The sequence below is a fragment of the Paenarthrobacter sp. AMU7 genome (genome assembly GCF_041200195.1).
Classification (GTDB): domain Bacteria; phylum Actinomycetota; class Actinomycetes; order Actinomycetales; family Micrococcaceae; genus Arthrobacter.
This window is the reverse complement of sequence record NZ_CP165735.1, coordinates 512,100-532,708: the sequence shown is the minus strand read 5'-3', so window position 1 is coordinate 532,708 and position 20,609 is coordinate 512,100. Positions and strand designations below refer to the sequence as shown.

The following is a 20,609-nucleotide window of genomic DNA, read 5'->3' as shown; positions in this document are numbered from 1 at the left end:
ACCTGCGAGACCTCCACGGGGTGCTATGTGGATACTATTCCGCGCACAGCGGACGTCCCAGCAGAGCTCCCGCGGCGTAGACTGGGGGCACTCACGGAAGCAGTCCACCCAGGACAGGAAGTATCCGTTATGAACGCCTCGGAAAAGAACGAACACGTTATCCGACACCACACCGACGCCCCGGCGGAGGGTGAAACCGAAGGCTGGGTTTCGCACGATACCGGCATCCACAGCCAGGATCCGGCGGAAGGCCCGGATATCGACGACGACGTGCCGCCGTCGGGCGCTTCATAACCCGGGTTCCTACCGCACGCGCCATTGGCAGGCGCGCCTTCCACAGCGCCAACTCCCAGGTCTAGGCTTGTGAAATGGCTGCGTTAAGAGCGCTGCGTCCGTTTGCGCACCGGGAATTCCGTGTGCTGATTTCCGCGCTGTCCATTTCCATTTTTGGATCGGGCATGTGGGCAGTGGCGATGGTCTACGAGGTGATTCACCTCGGCGGCGGTCCGTTGGAACTGTCACTGGTGGCCACTGCTGCCAGCCTGGGCCTGGTGGGTTTCGTGCTGGCCGGAGGCATTGCGGCCGACAGGCTCCCTCAACGGCTCCTGATTATTGCGGTAGAAGGCGCCAACCTGGCAGTCATCGCGACCATCACGGCGCTGGCCATGCTTGACGTGCTTGAGCTGTGGCATCTGGCCATCGGCGCCTTTGTCCTGGGTGTGGGGCAGGCGTTCTTCTTTCCGGCGTACTCGGCGATCCTGCCGCGTATCCTGCCCGCCGACGATCTCTTGGCCGCCAATGGCTTGGAGGGCACCGTGCGGCCGGTCCTGCAACAGGCAGCGGGCCCGGCACTTGCCGGAATCCTGGTGGCAGCGCTGTCACCGGCACACGCTGTGGCGGGAGTTGCCGTGTGTCATTTGTTGGCGTTCGGAATCGTGAACTTCCTGAGCCGGCAAACTTTGGGAACGGACGCGGTTGGTACCGATGGGACACCAGCGAAGTCGTCCCTCTTCAAGGACCTCGCGGAAGGGTTCAGCTACACCATCCGCACCCCTTGGCTGCTGTGGACCCTGATCTGGGCCTGCCTGTCGGTGCTGTTCCTGATCGGACCCATCGAGGTCCTGCTGCCGTTCGTTGTCCAGGACCAATTGGGCGGCGACTCGAGGATGTTCGGGTTCCTGCTGGCCATCATGGGCGTAGGAAGCGCCATCGCCGCGCTGGCTACCGCATCCTTTCGTCTGCCCCGCCGCTACCTCACAGTGATGGTGCTGACGTGGGGCCTCGGCAGCCTGCCCGTGGCGGCCATTGGGTTCATGAACAGCTTTTGGATGCTCGGCGCTGCCATGCTGATCTTCGGAGTCACAGAGGGGATCGGCACCGTCATCTGGGGAACGTTGCTGCAGCGTCGCGTGCCACGGCATCTGCTGGGCCGGATTTCCAGCCTGGACTTCTTTGTTTCCCTGGCTCTGATGCCGGTTTCCATGGCCCTCGCCGGCCCCATGGCGGAAGTGGTTCCGATCTGGCTGATCTTCTTCGTCGGTGGTTTGGCGTGCCCCATCATGGCCTTTGTTGCCCTCTTCGTGGCACGCATGATGACGGATGAGATCCAGCATCCCTTGACGTCGGGTAGCTCCGATGCTGAGACTGCAGACACCCAGCCAGACGCTGTGTAGCGTGGGCACCACCTCGTTGCTCTACCGCCCTGCCGGGTAACACCGTCAGCAGGCGCCTGCTCCCAGCCCGTGCTACTTGCCGGCAGCCAGCGTGCCGATCTGATCCCCGCCTTGGCCGAAAACAGCCAGTTTTCCGTCTTCCTGGATCTTGGCGGTGGCAGCGTTCGAGAGCCATGTGTCAACGCCTTGGCAAGCCATCCGAGTAGACGAAAAACCTCCGAACGATACGGTTTTTCCGTCCTCTTTCCAGGAGCCGACAAGCCTGTTGCAACCATCCGTTCCGGCGGCACTTCCGTCTGACTTCATGTCAAGGGAGGGCTGCTTGGCGTCACTGGTATCACCCCAGACTCCGACGAACGGGCTGGTGCCGCTTCCCACGCAGCCCGCCAGGAAAGCAGCAGCCAAGAATGCCAGGGAAACAACGCGGACGATGCGGGGCTGGGTCTGCGCCATGCGGTCAGTCTAGGTTCACTGCAGGACCATGCACCATAGTCCTGACCCGCTGGCGGTGGGCTTCCGGTGGCGCTCACAATGCTGCTGACAACCGGATCGTGCGGCCGGTCGCGACTCAGACGACCGACCGCACTAGCCCGGTTTACGCAGCGACGGCGCCCCGGGCGGGCCCCAGAACCCGCCACACCCATCGCTGCCAACTCCGTCGGTGAACCGCAACGCAGCCGAAAAGGGCAACGGCGCAGTCCGCGGTTCAACGACATGGGCACTCAATATGTGCGTTGACCTGCGGAAACGTGACGCGGCGTTTGGAGAAATTCTTGACAAGGGCTGCCTCGCATTCAGCGCCAGCCCGAAGATCCTTACCACTGAACAACAACGCTTCCAGGAACGGCATCACATTTCCGTTGACCCGCCCACATATCAGTAGACAGAAAAACACCCAACGGATGCGCCCAGGAGCATGATGTGAAGTCACCCAACGGAATGGCCATGACGGCCTCCCCTGCGTTTACCGACGCACCGGATATCCACCTCTTGTTCATGGCGGGATTGGTGTTCCTGGCCGGTGTGGCCGGGGTTGGCGCGGTGACCCTCCTGCTCTTGTTGGCACCTTTCGCCGCGTTGCTGGTGGCCCGGCCCCGGACGAAAAAGATCCTCGAAAGTACCACTGCGCCTGCTGCGCCTGGCCCCATCCCCTTCCAAGACAAGACGCCCGACGGCGGGAGCGGGAGCAGATTGTGGATCTGCTGATGGGGTTGTACCGCTGGCTTCATTCACCTAACACGGTTCAGTCCTCGAACCGCAGGTGGTTTTCGGTGGTGCCACTCAAGTGGGCGATGATGTCCGATGCGACGGCATGCAGTTTCTGGTTCCTGTGGCTGGAAGCTTTGGTCAGGAACTCGAAGGCTTCGTCCTGGGTGCATCGGCTCTGGGCCATGATGACCCCACAGGCCAGGTCGATAACAGTCCTGGAAGACATTGCTGTCTTCAGGTCCGCGTTGAGTTGCTCCACGGTTTCGATCCTGATGGCCAGACGCAACGTACTGCCGGTAACCTCCGTAAAAGCGGCAGCTTCGTCGATCACAGCCTGCGTGAAAGTACCGGCGTTGGGAGCAAAGAAGTTAATGACCGCCTGGGATGTTTCGCCCAGGTCCATGGGTACGCCCAAGGCGGAGTGAATACCCTCAGCAGCCAAGGCCCGGCTGTACTCCGGCCAACTGGTGTCGGTGGCAACGTCTGCCAGCAGCACCGGACGGCCCGCGTCCAGCGCTTCCAGGCAGGGGCCCTGCCCCAGGGACTGTTCGATCTTGTCCAGATGCACCGCCCTCGCACTGCTGCCCGCAACGGTGGCGGTGCGCTTGCGGCGGCGCAGCGTGAGTGCGCAGTCGATATTTTCACCGGCAACTTTGCTCATCGCATCGGCCGCGAAGCCGGTCACACCGTTGAGGATCGCGTGGATGTCCGAGCTGCCAACCACCAACTCGTGCAAGCTTCGGATGTGTTCGGCACTCCCGTTGGGTTCCATAGGCCTAATCGTAGGAAGTGTTGGGCCTCCCGTCACGTGCTGTCCCGAGTGGCACGGTGTCCAAAGTGAAACGGTCGACGGCGGGTACCTCCGTCCGTCGAGCGCTTGCAGCAAAATCTTGCGCATCAGCCGGTATTCCCGGACAACGCAACCAGCTCGCAGGCGCTTTCGAACTACATTCAATTACCGCAGCCCTGCCGAGTGCGCCAAGGCAATTGCCTCCGCCCTGGAACGCACGTCGAGTTTCCGGAAGAGATTCCGGATGTGGAACTTCACTGTGTTTTCACTGATGTGGAGGGCACCGGCGATGCTCCTGTTCCGCTGCCCAGCGGTGAGCAACTGCAGGACCTCCAGCTCGCGTGGTGCCAGATCCCAGACGGCTACATCGCCGCCGGGGGCTGGCGGTGGATCCAGCGGCAGCACGACGGAAATGTCCGCGCCCCAGCCCTGCATCACTTCAAGGGACATCCGCCCGTCAACGGCCTGCACCCGCTGTTGCAGCCGGGCAATGCTGGGTGAATCCGGCGAGAGTGCGCCCAGGCCGTCGTCGCGGACGTTGATCAACAGGTTCCCGCCATCGCAATCCCACTGCGCGCGGACCCTCCGGACGTCCGGTTGCTCCGCAATGGCCAGGACCAGCCCGCGGACAACGGCACGCGCGGCATGGGCCACTTCGCCAGGGAGTGCACGACCGTTGGCGGGTGGCTCGATGAACTGGATGTCGATATTGCTGAAGTGCATCAGGGGCCGGAGGTCCTCGCGCAGCCGCTCGAAAGCCGTCGCTACCGGTTCTTCCACCAGGTCGCTGGTGCGGTCGCTGAGTGTGCGCAGATCCACCAGGGCTTTGACGGCGAGGTCAGTCACGGAGGCGCGCGCCGCGGCGTCGTTCATTGACGTCGACCGCAGGGCAGCGAGCAGGGTTTCGAGGGTGGTGGAGTGCTGGTCTACCAACTCGGCCGTCACTCGGATCCGCTCAGCGGATGCGGCCCGCGATTCCAAAAGGTACGACGGCGGCGCGTCGGTCACTTTTTCATGGATGCGTCGGGCGGTTAATCGCCATAGGTAGGTGAGAAGACGGAGAGCCTCCTCTTCCGCTTCCGAACCGTCCGACCCTTCCAGTCCGGCAGTCATGGAGGGGTCTGTCAGGACCAACAGCGCTTGGCTGGGCGCGTAGCCCAAGGCGAGAACCTCCCGCTCCCTACCCGCGATGACCGCAGAAGTGCGCCACGGATCCTCCCCCGGCATCGCTGCCCTCAGCCGGTCCAATTCTGTGATGGAAACACGGCTGACGATGCCCTCATCGCCCGCCTTTTTCTGGGGCCGGCCAGTGCAGTCCTCAGTGAAGATGACCAGGGCGCTGCCCGCCAGGAACGGGAGCGTGGCCCCGCGGAGGCTTTCGGCAATACGGTTCAGCGGCGCGGCAGCGAGGTCGCTGACGGCGTGAAGGAGGTCCCAGTTCTGCATCGGCCCAGCATACGTTCCAGTGAAGAGCGGGCACTACCCAAAGGGGTAGGAAAAGCTGTCACAAAACAGCGTTCCGCCCACCCATCAACTGCACCAAGCTGGAACGGAAGACATTCACGGCAACTGAAGGAGAAAGTGTGGACGCTGTCGCAGAAAAGCACGTCCTGAGCCAAACACCAGCCCAGGCCGCCCTCAACCTGTCCCTGATCCAGGGCGAGATAGTGAGCACCACCAACGCGATCGACGTTGGTCAGTTGGCAGTCCTCGCCGAAAGAATCCGCAGGGCGGAACGGGTCTTCCTCGCCGGGGCCGGACGCAGCGGGCTGGTGCTCCGCATGGCAGCCATGCGCCTCATGCATCTGGGCCTGACGGTCCACGTCGCTGGGGACACCACAACACCCGCCATCGCCGCCGGCGATCTCCTTGTGGTTGCCTCCGGCTCGGGGACCACCTCCGGAGTGGTCAAGGCAGCCGAAACAGCCATCGCCGCCGGTGCAAACGTCGCTGCCGTGACCACCAACCCGGGATCACCCTTGGCGGGATTGGCCGATGCGTTGGTGATTATTCCCGCCGCCCAGAAGACCGATCATGGCTCCAGCCTTTCCCGCCAGTACTCCGGCAGCCTGTTCGAGCAATCCCTTTTCCTCGCAACCGAGGCAGTGTTCCAAACCCTTTGGGAGAACACGGACGAGCCTGCCGAACAACTCTGGCTGCGCCACGCCAACCTCGAGTAGCCCGCCCCAAGCCTGCACCGCCCGTTCCAAAACAAACCCTCCGAAAGAAAGAAAAACCCATGAAACTTCAGGTAGCACTGGATCTCCTCACCGTCGAGGACGCCCTTGAACTGGCCGGCAAAGTGGCCGAGCACGTGGACATCATCGAACTCGGCACGCCGCTGATCAAGGCCGCCGGGCTCTCGGCTGTCACTGCCATCAAGGAAGCGCACCCCACCAAAATCGTCTTCGCCGACATGAAGACCATGGATGCCGGCGAGCTTGAAGCCGACATCGCGTTCAACGCCGGAGCGGACCTGGTTTCCGTCCTGGGCACGGCCGACGATTCCACCATTGCCGGCGCGGTAAAGGCTGCAAAGGCCCACAACAAAGGCATCGTTGTGGACCTGATTGGTGTGGCAGACAAGGCTTCCCGCGCCAAGGAAGCCCGCGCGCTGGGTGCCACGTTCGTCGAGTTCCACGCAGGCCTGGATGAGCAGGCACAGCCCGGATACAACCTGCGAAGCCTGCTCAACGCCGGCGAGGAAGCACGCGTCCCGTTCTCAGTTGCCGGCGGCGTGAACGCTGGAACCATCGCAGCAGTCCAGCTGGCAGGTGCCGACGTCGCCGTCGCAGGCAGCGCCATCTACAGCGCCGCGGATCCCGAGCTGGCAGCCAAGGAACTGAAGGCAGCCATCAACTAGTTCAGCCCTCTACCGCAAACGTCGACCTGCCCATCCGGGCAGGTCGACGTTTGTGCTGGCGCCGCACCGCCGTCGTACGGCAGTGAAGTACGACGGCGGCAGGCGGCTTTCGCTGGATACGGGACCTCTAGAGGTTCTCCACCAGGGAGACGTCGCGGACGGCGCCCTTGTCCGCGGACAGTGCCATGGCGGCATAAGCGCGCAGCGCAGGTGAGACGTGCCGTTCGCGGTCCTTCGGCTTGTAGCCCCCGTTCACTTCAAGCTTTTCCCGGCGTTCGGCCAGGATCTCGTCGGAGACCTGCAACTGGAGGGAGCGCTGCGTGATGTCGATGCTGATGATGTCGCCATCCTCCACCAGGGCGATGGCGCCACCGGAGGCAGCCTCCGGTGAGATGTGGCCGATCGACAGGCCGGAGGTGCCACCGGAGAAGCGGCCGTCCGTGATGAGGGCGCACTTTTTGCCCAGGCCGCGGCCCTTGAGGAACGAGGTTGGGTAGAGCATTTCCTGCATGCCCGGGCCGCCCCTGGGGCCTTCGTAGCGGATGACCACCACGTCGCCTTCCTTGATGGTCTTGTTCAGGATTTTCTCCACGGCTTCGTCCTGTGACTCGCACACAACTGCGGGGCCTTCGAAGATCCAGATGGACTCGTCCACGCCTGCGGTCTTCACCACAGCGCCGTCCACTGCAACGTTGCCGCGCAGCACAGCCAGGCCACCGTCCTTGGAGAACGCGTGCTCGACGGATCGGATGCAACCACCCTCAGCGTCGGTATCCAGGGAGGTCCACTGGTTCGACTGCGAGAAAGCGGTGGAGGAACGGACGCCACCGGGGGCTGCGTGCCACAGCGCCTGCGCTTCCTCGGTGGCCTTGCCGCCGCGGATGTCCCAGTCGTCCAGCCAGCCATCCAGATCATTGGAGTGCACCGAGTGGACATTCTTGTGCAGGAGGCCGCCGCGGTTCAGCTCACCCAGCAGGGCCGGGATGCCGCCGGCGCGGTGGACATCTTCCATGTAATACGTCTTGTCCCCAGCGACGTTCGGCGCCACCTTGGCCAGGCACGGCACTTGGCGGGACTTGGCGTCCATTTCGGCCAGGCCGTACTCCACGCCCGCTTCCTGGGCTGCAGCCAGCAGGTGCAGGATGGTGTTGGTGGAACCGCCCATGGAGATGTCCAGGGCCATGGCGTTATCGAAGGCCTCGGCGGTAGCGATGGAACGCGGCAGCACCGAGTCGTCGTCGCCGTCGTAATAGCGCTTGACGAGCTCGACGACGGTGGCGCCGGCTTTCTCGTACAGCGCCTTGCGCGCGGTGTGGGTCGCCAGTACGGAGCCGTTGCCCGGCAGGGCCAGGCCGATCGCCTCGGCGAGGCAGTTCATGGAGTTGGCGGTGAACATGCCGGAGCACGAACCACAGGTGGGGCAGGCGTTCTCTTCGATGAGGTTGATGTCTTCATCGGAGATGGATTCGTCCACGGCGTCGGCAATCGCGTTCACCAGGTCCAGGGAGCGCACGGAACCGTCGGTCAGCGTAACCCGGCCGGCTTCCATCGGGCCGCCGGAGACGAACACTACGGGGATGTTCAAACGCAGGGCGGCCATGAGCATGCCCGGGGTGATCTTGTCGCAGTTGGAGATGCAGACCAGGGCATCGGCGCAGTGGGCGTTGACCATGTACTCCACGGAGTCGGCGATCAGGTCGCGGGACGGCAGGGAGTACAGCATGCCGGAGTGGCCCATGGCGATGCCGTCATCCACGGCGATGGTGTTGAATTCGCGCGGCACAGCGCCCGCGGCGAGGATCGCATCGGAGACGATCCGGCCCACGGGGGCAAGGTGGGTGTGGCCGGGGACGAATTCGGTGAAGGAGTTGGCCACGGCGATGATCGGCTTGCCGATGTCGGTGTTGGCGACGCCGGAAGCGCGCAGCAGTGCGCGGGCGCCGGCCATGTTGCGGCCGTGGGTAACTGTTCTTGAGCGTAGTGCAGGCATGAAACCATCCTGCTGTTGTTCTACAGCGGGTGGAAGACGGTGTTGCTACTAGTAGTGAAAGTACCAGAGTAATAGTGTTGGGTCCGTGAAAGATGAGAGACGCAAGGAACTGGGGCTGTTCCTCCGGACGCGGCGCAACCAAGCCCTTCGTTCCGACTACGGCCTGCCGCCTGTGGGACGTTCCCGCGAGCGCGGGCTGCGCCGGGAAGAGATCGCTTTCCTCTCCGGAGTCAGCGTCACTTGGTACACCTGGCTGGAGCAAGGGCGGGACATCAGCCCCTCGCGCCAGGTGCTGGAATCCATTGCACGGGCGCTGCATCTCTCCGACACCGGGCTGGGCTATGTACTGTCGCTGGGTGGATATTCATCCACTCCACCGAAGGGCCCGGTGGCCGCCGATGCTCCCGCACATGTGCAGCGCCTGCTGGATGCCCTGGACCCCAACCCTTCTTACGCTTTGTCCCCGGACTGGGGAATCGCCGGATGGAATCGCGCGTACGAAGCGCTCTACCCCAACATCGGGACGTTCGATGCCTCGGACCGGAACCTCCTGTGGCTCGTCTTCACCGATCCCTACATCCGCGACCTGTTGCCCGACTGGGACGTGACCAGCAAGCGCTTTTTGGCCGAGTTCAGGGCGGAAACCGGCCAACGGCTGGGTGACCCCGATGTGGAGTACCAGGTAGGCCGACTCAAGGAAGCCAGCCCAGAGTTCCAGGAAAGCTGGGACCGGTACGACATCCTGGGCTTCGAATCCCGTGAGCGCCAGTTCCACCACCCTGCTGTTGGCGTGTTGCATCTGGAACACCACCAGGTCTCGCCGTCGGACCGGCCGGACCTGCACATCGTGGTCTACACGCCCGCGCCCGGGAGCGACGCCGGGGAGCAGATGCAGCGGTTGATGGGGATCTGAAGCACGGTGCCGGGCACCCGGTTCAGCTGAGCTCCTGCTTGTCCAGGACGAAGTGCGCAGGCGTCGACGCGACGCCGTTTGCCTGGACCACAACGTAGTGCTGCCCCGGGTAATAGGAACGGGTTGTTATGGGGCGGAACGAGTGCGTTTTCGTGACAGTGACAGTCTCGCCGGGAGGAATGCGGCGGGACGTGAGCTTGAAGGTCTTGGCGCTGACCGTGCCGTTGGCCCGTTGGAACCCGATGGAATAGTCAATGGCTGCGTTGGCGGGTTGGGGGCCTTGGTTGACTACCTCGGCTGAAAATTCCACAGTTCCATCCCAGGCGACTGCCGTGTGGCTGAGCTGGGGCTCCCTGACGACGAGCTGGCCGCCGGTGTAGCCCAGGAGGGCGAGCGCCTCCGGATTGCCTCGCTTAACCAAGGTCCTGAGTCCATGCCGTATCACCTTGGGTGTGGTGTCATCAGGTTTGCCTGACCAACGGAGCGCGGTAGCCAGCACCAGCTGGGGATCGATCCGGCTCAGGTCGTTGAGATGGTTCGCTGCGGAGCGTCGGACATAGTCGGTGGGATCCAGATAGGTGGCATCAAGGATTCCCTGCGTCGCGGCGGGATTGGCCACCAGCCAAGGCACCCGCCTAGCCCATGGCAGGTAGGCGCGGGAGCCCTCCGTTGCGAGGCGGCGGACGTGTTCGTCGTGGTGATTCGTCCAGGTTTGCATCGTCGCCAGGGCACGTTCCGGCCGGGCAGCGATGAGGTCGCGGATAGCGAACTCTGCCGTGAGCCTCCCAGTAAGGCGGGACAGGACCGTGAGCGCAGCGTCAAAGTCGGTCAGCGACCCCGATTGAAGCGCCCTGGCGGCCACGACTTCGGTGGCCGGCCAGACCATCCATCCCGTAAACCGGGGGTCATCGAGAGCATCGAGCATGATCCTCTGAACATCGGAGGATCCCGCCGGTAAGTCCTGAAGGAGGGCATCCCTCACAACATCCACCCGCTGCCGGAGCCGTTGCCCGTCGAGGGCGCCATGTGAGCGCTCCAGCGTTGGCAGCTCAATGCCGGGACCGGCGCTCATGAGGAGGGACCGCAGCTCGTTCACCACCTTGGAATTGATCAGCTCATCCATGGTGCCCATTCATTTCCTCCTTCGCCGGTGTTGTCATCGTAGGCGACGGGAGAGACATCGAAAGCGGGCATGCACAAGCGCCAAGCGTCAGGCTGGCAGCTGGCTGGCAACCCGTGGCGCCTCCGGTGCCGGCAAGCCTTCACCGGTTTGACCGTAGAGCCAGTCGTTGTACTGGAAATCGTTGTCCCTGCGGCTCTTGAAGAGCAGGTTTCGCAGCGTCCGGGCCAGTCCGGCGACGTGCCAGGATTCGCCCCACACACGGGCGGTGCGCTGGACGCGGGCAGTGCGGGCTGCTCGGACAGTGTTGAACGCGGCAATTGCCTCATCCCACGCATCCGGATTGACGCCGTCAGCTGTGAAGACCGTGCCGGCGCTTACGTCCTGCAGCACGGCGGCGTCCTCGAGTGCCTGGCAGGCGCCTTGGGCGAGGTACTGCAGCATGGGGTGGGCGGCGTCGCCCATCAGGACCATGCGGCCGGCAATCCAGTTTTCGATCGGATCGCGATCGTACATGGGCCAGCGAATGCCCGTGCCGAGGTTCGCGAGGGCTGCCTGCACGGCGGGAACACAATCCTTGTAGGCGGCCTGGAGCTCGTCCACTCCCCCATACTGCTCTTCACCGCGCTCAAATGACGGCGATTTGAAGACGGCCACGGTGTTCAGCAGTTCGCCCTTGCGCAGGGGGTACTGCACCAAGTGGCAGTCGGGGCCGAGGTAGACCACCACATCCTCGAGGTCGGCTGCCGGGGTCTCAGGGGTAATGGGGACGGTGCCGCGGTACGCAACGTAGGCGGAGGAGACAGGCTCATCGGATGCCACCAGTGGCCGCAACGTGGACTTCAGCCCGTCGGCGCCGATCACCACATCTGCTTCATAGTCCACACCGGCTGCTGTGTGCACCACGCCGCGGCCGTTCACGGTTTCCACGCTGTCCACCATGACGTCGTTGACCAGTTTCACGCCCGCCGCTTCGCATCCTTCCAGGAGCACACGGTGCAGGTCGCTGCGGTGGATCACCACGTACGGGGCGCCATAGCGTTCCTCAAACTCGCCGCGCAGCGACTGGCGCGTGAGCTCTTCACCGGTGGTCGCGTCGCGGAATACCAGGTGCTTGGGCTGCACGCCGACCTCAAGCGCCTTCTCCAGCAGGCCCCAGCGTTTCAGGACCCGCGAGGCGTTCGGCGCCATCTGCAGGCCGGCTCCCACCTCGCCGAATTCGGGTGCGCGTTCCACCAGCGTGACGTTCGCACCGTTTTCGCGGAGGGCCAATGCGCCGGCCAGCCCGGCCATTCCCCCTCCCACAACCAGGACATCAGTGGACGTGGTGTACTCAGACATTGTTTGCTCCTTGGGAGATCTTTGTTTTGATGTTGAGTCCGACGGCGGCCAGAAGGACCGCTGCGAGGGCGGCGGCGCCGGCGAACGCGAGGAAGTTGGAATTGACGCCCAGCCCGGCTGCCAGCAGGAGCCCACCCACCTGGGGTGCGATGACGGCGCCAATGCGGCCGGTGCCCAGCGCCCAGCCAAGTGCGGTTCCGCGCAGATGATCGGGATAGTGGCTGGCCACCGCGGCGATGATCAGGCACTGCGTGCCGTGCGTTCCGACGCCGGCCAGCACCAGGGCGAGGTACACCACGGCCACTGAAGGCCCGGTCAAGAGAACCAGAAGCCCGACGGCGGCCACAGCGGCTGCCGCTATCGCCGTCGGAATCGGGCCGAAGCGCGTGCCGGCCCACGCGGTAATCACCGATCCGGCAACGGCTCCGAGATTCAGGGCCAGTGCGAACGTCAGCGCCGAGCCGAGGTTGTAGCCGGCCAGTTGCATGAGGTTGGGCAGCCAGGTTCCCAAGCCGTACCAGGCGAAAAGGGTGGCGATGGTGGCCAAGGCGAACAGTACGCTGACGCCGAGGTAAGGCGCGCGCAGGAGGGATCCAAAGCCGGGTTTGGGGCCCTGGAACTGGGGGGTCCCCGAGGCCTTGCCCGGCGGTAGTGTCTCAGGGATGTACTTCATGCCCAGTGGCACGACGATCACCAGCGCCAGGACGGCCACCAGGAACATTGCCTGCCACCCGAAGGCTGGAATCATGGGAATCCCCACCAGCGCAGCAATGGACCCGCCGATCGGCACCCCGGACATCATTAACGTTGCAATGGTGGAACGCCACTTTGCAGGGACCAGTTCGGCAACCAGTGCATTGGCTGAGGGCACCAGACCACCCAGGCCAATTCCGGCCAGGAGCCGGAGGGCACCGAAGATCGCGGCGTTGGGTGCAAATGCACAGAGGACAGTGAAGACAGAGAACAGAACCGCGCATCCGAGGATGGTTTTGCGCCTGCCCCAGGAATCAGCCATGCGGCCGGCGAAGATGGCGCCGATCATCATGCCGAGGAACGCCATGGAACCGATGGTGCCCGCCGTTGCTTTGGTGAGCCCCCACCCGGTGTCGGAGATCAGGGACGATTGCACGGTGCCGTAGACAATCAGGTCATAGCCGTCGAAGACCACCAGCAGCCAGCAGACCAGGACGGCCAGGGCCGACCCTTTGGAAAAGCGCGGGGTGTGGCCCTCAATACCGGCGGTGAGCCGTTGCGACGCTGCAGCGGGAAGTGTGTGATTCATCCCACCACTGTCCTGTCCATCGGCAATAGAGCACCATAGAATTCTGTTGTGCAGAATAATCCGACTTCCACATCCAGCCGTAAGCCGGTACAGAAACGGCCTACCTACTCCATTGAGGCCGTGGATAACGCCCTCCAACTCCTGCAGTTGCTACGGGATGGCGGCGCACTCCGGCTCAAGGACGCCGCCGCGGAGTTGGGCGTCGCCCCGTCAACGGCCCACCGCCTTTTGGCAATGCTGGTTTACCGTGGATTCGCCGTTCAGGACGAGAACCGCCGCTACGTTCCGGGCCCTGCGATGGGTGTCGGCCCCGCTGGCCTGAGCTGGACGCGGCTGCTCCGCGACCTTGCCCAGCCGCACATGGAACTTCTTTCCGGTCACCTCAACGAGACCGTCAACCTGATGGTCCGCGTGGGTACCAAGGTCCGTTTCCTGTCCACCGTGGAGGGCAGCAACGTGCTGCGCGTGGGTGACCGCCAAGGCACCGTCATGCCCGCAAACAGGACCTCCGGCGGAAAAGCGATGCTTGCAGAACTGGAGCCCGTGATGATCGAGCAACTGTTCCGAAGCCATAACGCGGAGATCGGCGGAGACACCATCCCGGACAAAGAATTCCCGGCCTTCCTCCGCGAACTGGAAACCACCAGGAGCAACGGGTTTGCTGCCAATTTTGAGGGAACCGAGGAGGGTGTCAGCGCCTTGGGCATGGCCCTGCACAACGGGCATGGCTCGGTGGTGGGGGCGCTCAGCGTCGCCACTCCTGCCACACGGTTCCGTAAGGTGTTCGACGCCGGCCTGGTCACCGCGATGCGCGAGACCTGCCGGCAGTTGGAGGTAGACATAGCGGCGAACCCCACCGACTGAGCAGCGCATCAGGTCAAGCAGCCTCCACCCACGCCTTGCGAGGCCCGCTCTGCGCGAAAAGAATCCCGCGAAGGGTGCAGAGTAGGCCTCACAAGGCAGGAGCTAATTCTGTACAGCAGAATATTCTCGGACTGATGCTCAAGCATCCCTAGGGTCGAACTACGCCAACGAACTGTTCGGACCCTATCCAGGAGGCCTACGTGTCCATCAGCGCCGAGAACACGACTCATGAATCTGTGGCCGCCAGCCACGCCTTGCCGGAGCCCACTCCGGAGGAAGCTGCCCAGTTGGAGCAGTTGTATAAGGACTTCGCTGCCGGGAACATGATTCCTTTGTGGACTGAGATCGGTGATTTGATGCCGATGGTCCCCGCCCCTAAGGCTGTCCCGCATGTGTGGCGCTGGAATGATTTGTATCCTCTGGCTGCCCGCGCCGGCGATCTGGTTCCGGTGGGCCGGGGTGGCGAGCGGCGGGCCATAGCCCTGGCGAACCCCGGCCTTGCTGGCACCCCTTACGCGACCCCAACATTGTGGGCAGCGATCCAGTACCTGGGCCCGCACGAGGTAGCTCCGGAGCACCGGCATTCGCAGAACGCGTTCCGTTTCGTCGTCGAGGGCGAAGGCGTCTGGACCGTCGTGAACGGGGACCCCGTAGCGATGCGCCGCGGCGATTTCCTGCTCACCCCGGGCTGGAACTTCCACGGCCACCACAATGACACCGACCAGCCGATGGCGTGGATCGACGGGCTGGACATCCCGTTCGTGCATTATGCCGATGCCGGGTTCTTCGAGTTCGGCACCGAACGTGTCACCGACGAAGCCACCCCGGACATTTCCCGTTCCGAACGGCTATGGGCCCACCCGGGCCTGCGACCCCTGTCCGGTCTCGATGACACCACCAACTCCCCCATCGCCGCGTACCGCTGGGAACACACCGACGCAGCCCTGCGGGAGCAGTTGTTGCTGGAGGACGAGGGCCACCCTGCAACCGTCTCGCAGGGCCATGCCGCCATCCGGTACTCTAACCCGACCACCGGTGGGGACGTTATGCCCACCATCCGGGCCGAGTTCCACCGCCTGCGCGCCGGCGCCACCACCGAGCCGCTTCGTGAGGTGGGCTCCAGTGTGTGGCAGGTCTTCGAGGGCACCGGCAACGTGGTGTTGAACGGCGAAACCAAGGCCCTGGCCAAGGGCGACCTGTTCGTGGTCCCGTCCTGGCAGGAATGGTCATTGCAGTCCGAGACAGAGTTTGATCTTTTCCGTTTCAGCGACGCCCCCATCTTTGAACGACTGAACTTCAACCGCAGCTACACCGAAGGACGCAAGTAAATGAGACTCCTGACCCTCCGCACCGAAAACGCCGCCGGCAAAGGCACCGTGGCCGTCCGCCAGGACGGCGACACCCTCACGGAGATCCCCGGCTTCGCCGATGTCGGCGCGCTGCTCGCGGACCCCGCCTGGGAGGAAAAGGCGAAGGCGGCCAACGGCGCAACGCACGCGCTCGACGGCGCCGACCTCGCCGCCGTCGTGCCCGCACCCGGGAAGATCATCTGCGTGGGCCACAACTATCGCAACCACATCAAGGAAATGGGCCGGGAAATCCCCGAGCACCCCACCCTGTTCGCGAAGTACCAGGAATCGCTGATCGGCCCGAACGATGACCTCGCCCTGCCCCAGGAATCGGACACCGTGGACTGGGAAGCCGAACTCGCCGTGATCATCGGCAAGAAGGGCCGCCGCATCGCCGAGGCCGACGCCGCGGACCACATCGCCGGATACGCGGTCCTGAACGACATCAGCATGCGCGACTACCAGTTCCGCACCATCCAGTGGCTCCAAGGCAAAACGTGGGAGAACTCCACCCCGTTCGGCCCGGCCCTGGTCACCCAGGACGAATTCACCGCCGGCCCGCTCATGACCTCCGCCGTGGACGGCGAAGTCCAGCAGTCCACCCCCACCGGCGACCTCGTCTTCACCCCGGAATTCCTGGTCTCCTACATCTCCACCATCATCACCCTGAACCCGGGCGACGTGATCGCGACCGGCACCCCGGGCGGTGTGGGCCACGCCCAGGACCCCAAGCGGTACCTGCAGGAAGGCCAGCTCCTGGTCACCACCATCGAGGGCCTGGGCCAGCTGAACAACCGCGTGGTCAAGGAAGCCTGATGGTTGCCCGCCACGACCTCGCCACCGATCCGGGCCTGCAGGAAGACCTCCTGCAGGCCCGGCGGGGCACCGCGTTCTTCGCCCGCAAACTGAACGAACTCTCCGATGCAGAGCTCGACGGCGGCACCCTCCTTCCGGACTGGACGCGCCGCCATGTGGTGGCGCATGTGGGATACAACGCCCGTGCGATCGCACGCCTGCTCGAATGGGCTGCCACCGGGGTGGAGACGCCCATGTATTCCTCTCCCGAGGCACGGAACCACGAGATCAGCTTCGGCGCGACCCTGTCCCCGATCGCGTTGCGGAACCTGTTCGACCATTCCGCCGTGCACCTGTCCGTCGAATGGCGAGACCTCCCGGATGAGAACTGGACCCACGAAGTCCGCACCGCCCAAGGCAGGACCGTCCCGGCGTCCGAGACCGTGTGGATGCGCACCCGCGAAGTCTGGGTCCACGCCGTGGACCTGGACAACGGAGCCACGTTCAACGACATCCCGGCCCCCGTCCTCGAACGTCTGCTCAAAGACATCACCGGCGCTTGGAAAACCCGCGGCACAGACACCGGTCTCCTCATCAACGTCAACGACACCACCGGAAACGGCGCCGCACTCACCTTCGGCGACACCAGTGCCACCAACCCAACGATCATCACCGGTCCCCTGCCCGCCGTCGTCGAATGGGCCACGGGCCGCGGCACCTCCGGTGTCACGGCCACCGGACCCAGTGCCGAAAGTGCCGTTCTGGCCGCACCGAAGTGGATTTAGCCAGCCCACCCATGGCGATGCGCGCCCAGTAAGCGCACTATGGGGAGATGAACGCCTCCAGCGCCGATGATTGGGTGCAGGGAGGTTCCGGTAGCTTCGGGCCTGGCCTGCACCCGTGGAGCCGTTATGTGGCGTTGGGCGACTCGTTCACCGAAGGGTTGGGCGACCCCGAGCCGCGAAGCCCCGGAGGCCTGCGCGGCTGGGCGGACAGGGTGGCGGAAGAACTGAGCACCGGCCACGAGGATTTCGCCTACGCCAACCTGGCCATCAGTGGACGCTTGCTGCACGAGATCATGGCGGAGCAGGTTGGCCCGGCACTGGACCTCAAACCAGATCTGATCACCCTCAACGCCGGCGGCAACGACCTTCTCTTCCATAGGAGCGATCCTGACAAACTCGCCATGGAGCTGGATGCAGGAGTGGCAGCGTTGGCCTCCACCGGCGCCACCATCCTGCTGTTTACTGGTCCGGACTGGGGCGCCACCCCAGTGTTGGGCCTGGCCCGCGGCAAGGTGGCCATCTACAACGAGAACATTCGGGTAGTGGCTGCCCGCCACGATGCCGTCGTGGCCGATCTATGGGCGTTGCGCGAGCTGACCGACCCCAGAATGTGGGATCCGGACCGACTCCACTTCTCGCCGCTTGGCCAGCACACCATCGCCATCATGGTGCTCAATACCCTCAACGTTCCCCACTCCCTGGAGCCGTTGACACCCAAACCATTGCCGGAGCGCAACTGGCGCGAGGCCCGGGCCGGAGACATCGTCTGGGCCCGCGAGCACCTCTTCCCTTGGGTCGTGCGTCGCCTGAAGCAGCGGAACGCCGACGACGGCCGGCACCCCAAGCGACCTGAACCCGGCCCGGTGTTCGGCGCCGGGATGCCCCCCGGTACATTCGTCGGCAACGACCCCCGGAACATCACCGACTGACTCACGGAGCCGAAGGATCGCTCCCGTCAGAGATCTCAAACTCGCCAATGACCGACTTCCCGTCAGCTTCATAGACCGGCACGTGGAAGGTTTGACCTTTTCGCTTCTCCTGCCAGGCCAATGCCTCCTCAGGGCTCTTGAAGCTCATGGCGGCTGTATGACCGTTCGCTTCGTTCAAATCCGCCGTGTAGGCGTATCCACGTTTCCCGTTCGTGGCCATGACGGCGATCATGTCGGGTGAGCCATTCTCGTTCTCCATGCCGTAAGTGGTGCCATCGCCGTTAGTTGCCCACTCGGTCAACTGCGTGCTCACGTATCGTGCCGTCAGCCGCCAGCGGCTCTCCGGGGCCGTGGTGTAGGTGACGCTGTGTTGACCCGGAGCCAGCTTGGCCAAGTAGCCGCTCCAGCCGTGGGGTGTCCCGGCGTCGTCAGCTGAGCAGGCGATGCTGGACCCGTCCTGATACTGGAAGTGCCCCTCAGTCAGACACCAGAAGTCAATCTGGATGCCCGTTGTTCCCGCAGGTGGCTCTCCAAGGTCCACCGTGGCAGTCCCTTGATACGAGTCAGCTACCGGCGTGGACAGCTGCGTAACCACTTCCGCCCCGGGCACCACGAACAGTCCTGCGGCCGTGGCGCCGACGCCACCCAGAAGTCCCACGCCGGCAAACACCCCGGCGCCGATCCAGAGCCTGGCGCGTTTACGGGTCCGCCCGGCCGTGGTTTGTTCCACCCTCGACACCAGTTCCCCACGCAAAGCCCGGCTGAAGTTAGGGTCGACACGGAGCTCGTTCATCGCTGGTCTCCTTCGAAAGCGGGAGCAAGCTTTGGTGTCCCCGCGAGTGCTGTTTTCATGCGCTCCCTGGCTCGGTGCATGCGTGACTTGGCAGCTGCCGGAGAGAGGTTGAGTACGGTGGCCGCCGCGGCGATGGTGTAATCCTCGAAGACCACCAGGCTGACGAGCTGCTGATCCACAGCGTTGAGCGTGGCGAGTGCTCGAGCTGTGTCCGTGTCCAATTCGCCCTGCAGGAAAAGGTCTTCATTGGCGCAGGCAAGGTCTTGGGTCCGGGGAAGGGAAGCAAGCAGCTTTCGGTAGCGAAAGGCGGCCCGCCTGTTGTTGCGGGCCACGTTGGTGGTGGTCACCAGCAGCCAGGGAAGAATGGAGCCATCCACCAGCCGCACCTTGGCCCGGCATCGCCACAGTTCCAAGAACGCGGCAGACATGATGTCTTCGGCGTCGTGCCGTTCGGGTGAGAGCCGATACGCATGCCGGTAAACCCTGCCGTGGTGCCGGTCGTACAGCAGCCCGAAAGCCTCTCCCTCGCCGTCGAGGCTCCTCGCCCACAGTCCGCCGTCGTCGGTTTCGCTGTTCCCCATGCCCTGTATTGTCCGCGAGCGGACGAAAGGTTTCACGAAGCGGGACTTTTCTTTAAAGCCGTCGTTGTTGTGAAGACTGTCAGCCGGCCGGCTGGGATTCTGTTTGTGCCCGGATGCTCCACGCCGACCAGTCCAGCGGGTGAACCGAGGGGCGTCCCAAGAGATATCCCTGGGCTGCGGTGATGTTGAGCGCCGTCACTTCCTCGAGTTCTGCGGCCGTCTCGATGCCTACAGCAATGACTTCCGCCCCGAGCTCCCTGGCGAGCTCAACGATCGCCTTGGCCCGGATCCTTTGGCCTTCGCTGCTTTCGATGCCTTCAATCAGGTGGCGGTCCAGCTTGATGATGTCCGGACGCAGTTGCTCCACCCGCTCCAATGCGACCAACGCTGCTCCGGAGGCGCTGACGGCCAGGCGCAAACCCAAGGCGCGCAGCGGCCCGAGTCCGTCGCGGCCGGTTTGGCCTCCGACGTCGGCCAGGCTGCCGGTGAGCTCGACAATGATCCGGTCCGGCGCGAGTGCCGCAGCGGCCAGCAGGTTCCGGACCCTGGGGTCGCTGGAGGTAGCGGGCGTGAGATTAAGGGCCACGGACATGGTTTCCGGGACGTCGTGCGCCGCGGTGAGGGCGCAGTGGAGGGCAGCGATCTCCAACTCGGTTCCCAGCCCCGCGGCAGCAGCCTCGCTGAACCAGACATCGGCGCCGGCGCCGTCTTCACCGACGAACCGGGTGAGTGCTTCAACACCCACTACGTCGCCGTTGGGGAGTGCATGGACAGGCTGGAAGGCGGTCAGCAGAAGCTTGTCCGCCAGGACCGCCTGGATTCCTTCCCGGACTTCGTGGCTGACGGGAACCGACACGGTCCGCGCTGCGTCAACAGACTCAAGGTGCACGCTGGCGGATTCGAGGTGAACCGGCACCGTAGCTGCCGGCGCGGCCTCTTTGCGGGTTTCCAGCAGATGCTCCAACAAGGCACGCTGAGGGTCTTCGGGATGTGCCTCCAACAACGCACCCAGCCTGATTCTGGCGGCTTCGCTGCGCGGTTCGGTATCGGCAAGGATGGATTCGATGATGTCGTTCACCTGCTCGCGCATGGTCGCCTTAGCAGGCGGCGACGTTTCGGCAGGCGGTGACGCGTTGGCGGCATCCTGTGAAAGAGAGCCCTCTTCTTGAGCCATCAGCTATTCCTTTATGTGTATCCCCCGCTGGCAGAGCCAGACAAACTACCTGACCGGCCCATCTGTGGGCCCTGTCACGAATAATACAGAAGAACACTTCGCCGTTGTGCCGGTGCGCTTTTCCAGTCGCGCAAAACAGTGTCGCGCGGCTGCAGGCC

Annotated in this window: 22 protein-coding genes; 12 read left to right on the top strand and 10 right to left on the bottom strand. The window is 64.1% G+C overall.

The window, feature by feature from the left end:
- Window positions 1–129 precede the first annotated feature (129 nt).
- Window positions 130–294: a hypothetical protein gene (locus ABQM86_RS02615; RefSeq protein ID WP_207595972.1), complete on the top strand. Its 165-nt coding sequence runs from the start codon at window positions 130–132 to the stop codon at window positions 292–294.
- Window positions 295–368: 74 nt separating this feature from the next.
- Window positions 369–1,673 carry an MFS transporter gene (locus ABQM86_RS02610; protein WP_207595971.1) on the top strand — a complete coding sequence of 435 codons (1,305 nt, stop codon included), beginning with the start codon at window positions 369–371 and terminating at the stop codon, window positions 1,671–1,673.
- A 72-nt stretch (window positions 1,674–1,745) separates the two neighbouring features.
- Here ABQM86_RS02610 and ABQM86_RS02605 read toward each other — a convergent pair whose 3' ends face one another.
- On the bottom strand, window positions 1,746–2,126 hold the full coding sequence (locus ABQM86_RS02605) for an META domain-containing protein (RefSeq protein ID WP_369745864.1): 381 nt from the start codon (window positions 2,124–2,126) through the stop codon (window positions 1,746–1,748).
- A gap of 208 nt (window positions 2,127–2,334) precedes the next feature.
- Here ABQM86_RS02605 and ABQM86_RS02600 point away from each other — a divergent pair, with 208 nt between their 5' ends.
- Both ABQM86_RS02600 and ABQM86_RS02595 read left to right on the top strand, forming a co-directional pair.
- Complete coding sequence (locus ABQM86_RS02600) at window positions 2,335–2,556, top strand: hypothetical protein (RefSeq protein WP_280626202.1); 222 nt, start codon at window positions 2,335–2,337, stop codon at window positions 2,554–2,556.
- A gap of 38 nt (window positions 2,557–2,594) precedes the next feature.
- Complete coding sequence (locus tag ABQM86_RS02595; protein WP_207595969.1) at window positions 2,595–2,879, top strand: hypothetical protein; 285 nt, start codon at window positions 2,595–2,597, stop codon at window positions 2,877–2,879.
- 37 nt (window positions 2,880–2,916) lie between these two features.
- Here ABQM86_RS02595 and ABQM86_RS02590 read toward each other — a convergent pair whose 3' ends face one another.
- Both ABQM86_RS02590 and ABQM86_RS02585 read right to left on the bottom strand, forming a co-directional pair.
- Window positions 2,917–3,654 (bottom strand): GAF and ANTAR domain-containing protein, encoded by a 738-nt coding sequence (locus tag ABQM86_RS02590; RefSeq protein ID WP_207595968.1) that lies wholly within the window; start codon window positions 3,652–3,654, stop codon window positions 2,917–2,919.
- Between the two features lie 183 nt (window positions 3,655–3,837).
- Window positions 3,838–5,118, bottom strand: coding sequence for a response regulator transcription factor family protein (locus tag ABQM86_RS02585; protein ID WP_280626196.1), 1,281 nt, complete (start codon window positions 5,116–5,118; stop codon window positions 3,838–3,840).
- 137 nt (window positions 5,119–5,255) lie between these two features.
- Between ABQM86_RS02585 and hxlB the strand changes: the two genes are divergently transcribed.
- Together hxlB and hxlA are read left to right on the top strand one after the other, a co-directional pair.
- The gene (gene hxlB / locus ABQM86_RS02580) at window positions 5,256–5,852 is read left to right on the top strand and encodes a 6-phospho-3-hexuloisomerase (RefSeq protein WP_337340759.1); all 597 of its coding nucleotides are present in this window, start codon (window positions 5,256–5,258) and stop codon (window positions 5,850–5,852) included.
- 59 nt (window positions 5,853–5,911) lie between these two features.
- Window positions 5,912–6,535: a 3-hexulose-6-phosphate synthase gene (gene hxlA, locus ABQM86_RS02575; protein ID WP_207595966.1), complete on the top strand. Its 624-nt coding sequence runs from the start codon at window positions 5,912–5,914 to the stop codon at window positions 6,533–6,535.
- Window positions 6,536–6,662: 127 nt separating this feature from the next.
- Here the strand turns inward: hxlA and ilvD are convergent, their stop codons facing one another.
- A complete protein-coding gene (ilvD, locus tag ABQM86_RS02570) occupies window positions 6,663–8,525 on the bottom strand; it encodes a dihydroxy-acid dehydratase (protein ID WP_207595965.1) in 1,863 nt (620 codons plus the stop codon).
- 85 nt (window positions 8,526–8,610) lie between these two features.
- Between ilvD and ABQM86_RS02565 the strand changes: the two genes are divergently transcribed.
- Window positions 8,611–9,438, top strand: a complete 828-nt coding sequence (locus ABQM86_RS02565) for a helix-turn-helix transcriptional regulator (RefSeq protein WP_337340758.1) — start codon at window positions 8,611–8,613, stop codon at window positions 9,436–9,438.
- A gap of 22 nt (window positions 9,439–9,460) precedes the next feature.
- Here the strand turns inward: ABQM86_RS02565 and ABQM86_RS02560 are convergent, their stop codons facing one another.
- The 3 genes from ABQM86_RS02560 to ABQM86_RS02550 all read right to left on the bottom strand — a co-directional run bounded on the left by ABQM86_RS02560 (window position 9,461) and on the right by ABQM86_RS02550 (window position 13,181).
- Window positions 9,461–10,570, bottom strand: coding sequence for a DNA alkylation repair protein (locus ABQM86_RS02560; RefSeq protein WP_369745863.1), 1,110 nt, complete (start codon window positions 10,568–10,570; stop codon window positions 9,461–9,463).
- 78 nt (window positions 10,571–10,648) lie between these two features.
- Window positions 10,649–11,899, bottom strand: coding sequence for an FAD-dependent oxidoreductase (locus tag ABQM86_RS02555; RefSeq protein WP_369745862.1), 1,251 nt, complete (start codon window positions 11,897–11,899; stop codon window positions 10,649–10,651).
- Window positions 11,892–13,181: an MFS transporter gene (locus ABQM86_RS02550; RefSeq protein ID WP_369745861.1), complete on the bottom strand. Its 1,290-nt coding sequence runs from the start codon at window positions 13,179–13,181 to the stop codon at window positions 11,892–11,894. The genes ABQM86_RS02555 and ABQM86_RS02550 overlap by 8 nt, the downstream gene beginning before the upstream one ends.
- Before the next feature lie 48 nt (window positions 13,182–13,229).
- Here ABQM86_RS02550 and ABQM86_RS02545 point away from each other — a divergent pair, with 48 nt between their 5' ends.
- The 5 genes from ABQM86_RS02545 to ABQM86_RS02525 all read left to right on the top strand — a co-directional run bounded on the left by ABQM86_RS02545 (window position 13,230) and on the right by ABQM86_RS02525 (window position 17,903).
- Window positions 13,230–14,045 (top strand): IclR family transcriptional regulator, encoded by an 816-nt coding sequence (locus ABQM86_RS02545; RefSeq protein ID WP_369745860.1) that lies wholly within the window; start codon window positions 13,230–13,232, stop codon window positions 14,043–14,045.
- Window positions 14,046–14,245: 200 nt separating this feature from the next.
- Window positions 14,246–15,373, top strand: a complete 1,128-nt coding sequence (locus tag ABQM86_RS02540) for a cupin domain-containing protein (protein WP_280626183.1) — start codon at window positions 14,246–14,248, stop codon at window positions 15,371–15,373.
- Window positions 15,374–16,210, top strand: coding sequence for a fumarylacetoacetate hydrolase family protein (locus tag ABQM86_RS02535; protein WP_369745859.1), 837 nt, complete (start codon window positions 15,374–15,376; stop codon window positions 16,208–16,210).
- Entirely contained in the window at window positions 16,210–16,974 is a 765-nt protein-coding gene (locus ABQM86_RS02530; RefSeq protein WP_369745858.1) for a maleylpyruvate isomerase family mycothiol-dependent enzyme, read from the top strand. Before ABQM86_RS02535 ends, ABQM86_RS02530 begins: the two co-directional genes overlap by 1 nt.
- A gap of 47 nt (window positions 16,975–17,021) precedes the next feature.
- Complete coding sequence (locus tag ABQM86_RS02525; RefSeq protein ID WP_207595958.1) at window positions 17,022–17,903, top strand: SGNH/GDSL hydrolase family protein; 882 nt, start codon at window positions 17,022–17,024, stop codon at window positions 17,901–17,903.
- 1 nt (window position 17,904) lies between these two features.
- On the opposite strand, the gene ABQM86_RS02520 is transcribed toward ABQM86_RS02525, so the two are convergent.
- From ABQM86_RS02520 to ABQM86_RS02510, 3 genes are all read right to left on the bottom strand, one after another.
- Window positions 17,905–18,696 carry a peptidase M56 family protein gene (locus ABQM86_RS02520; protein ID WP_337340750.1) on the bottom strand — a complete coding sequence of 264 codons (792 nt, stop codon included), beginning with the start codon at window positions 18,694–18,696 and terminating at the stop codon, window positions 17,905–17,907.
- Window positions 18,693–19,277, bottom strand: coding sequence for an RNA polymerase sigma factor (locus tag ABQM86_RS02515; protein ID WP_369745857.1), 585 nt, complete (start codon window positions 19,275–19,277; stop codon window positions 18,693–18,695). The genes ABQM86_RS02520 and ABQM86_RS02515 overlap by 4 nt, the downstream gene beginning before the upstream one ends.
- A 79-nt stretch (window positions 19,278–19,356) precedes the next feature.
- On the bottom strand, window positions 19,357–20,451 hold the full coding sequence (locus ABQM86_RS02510; RefSeq protein ID WP_369745856.1) for an EAL domain-containing protein: 1,095 nt from the start codon (window positions 20,449–20,451) through the stop codon (window positions 19,357–19,359).
- Window positions 20,452–20,609: the final 158 nt, after the last annotated feature.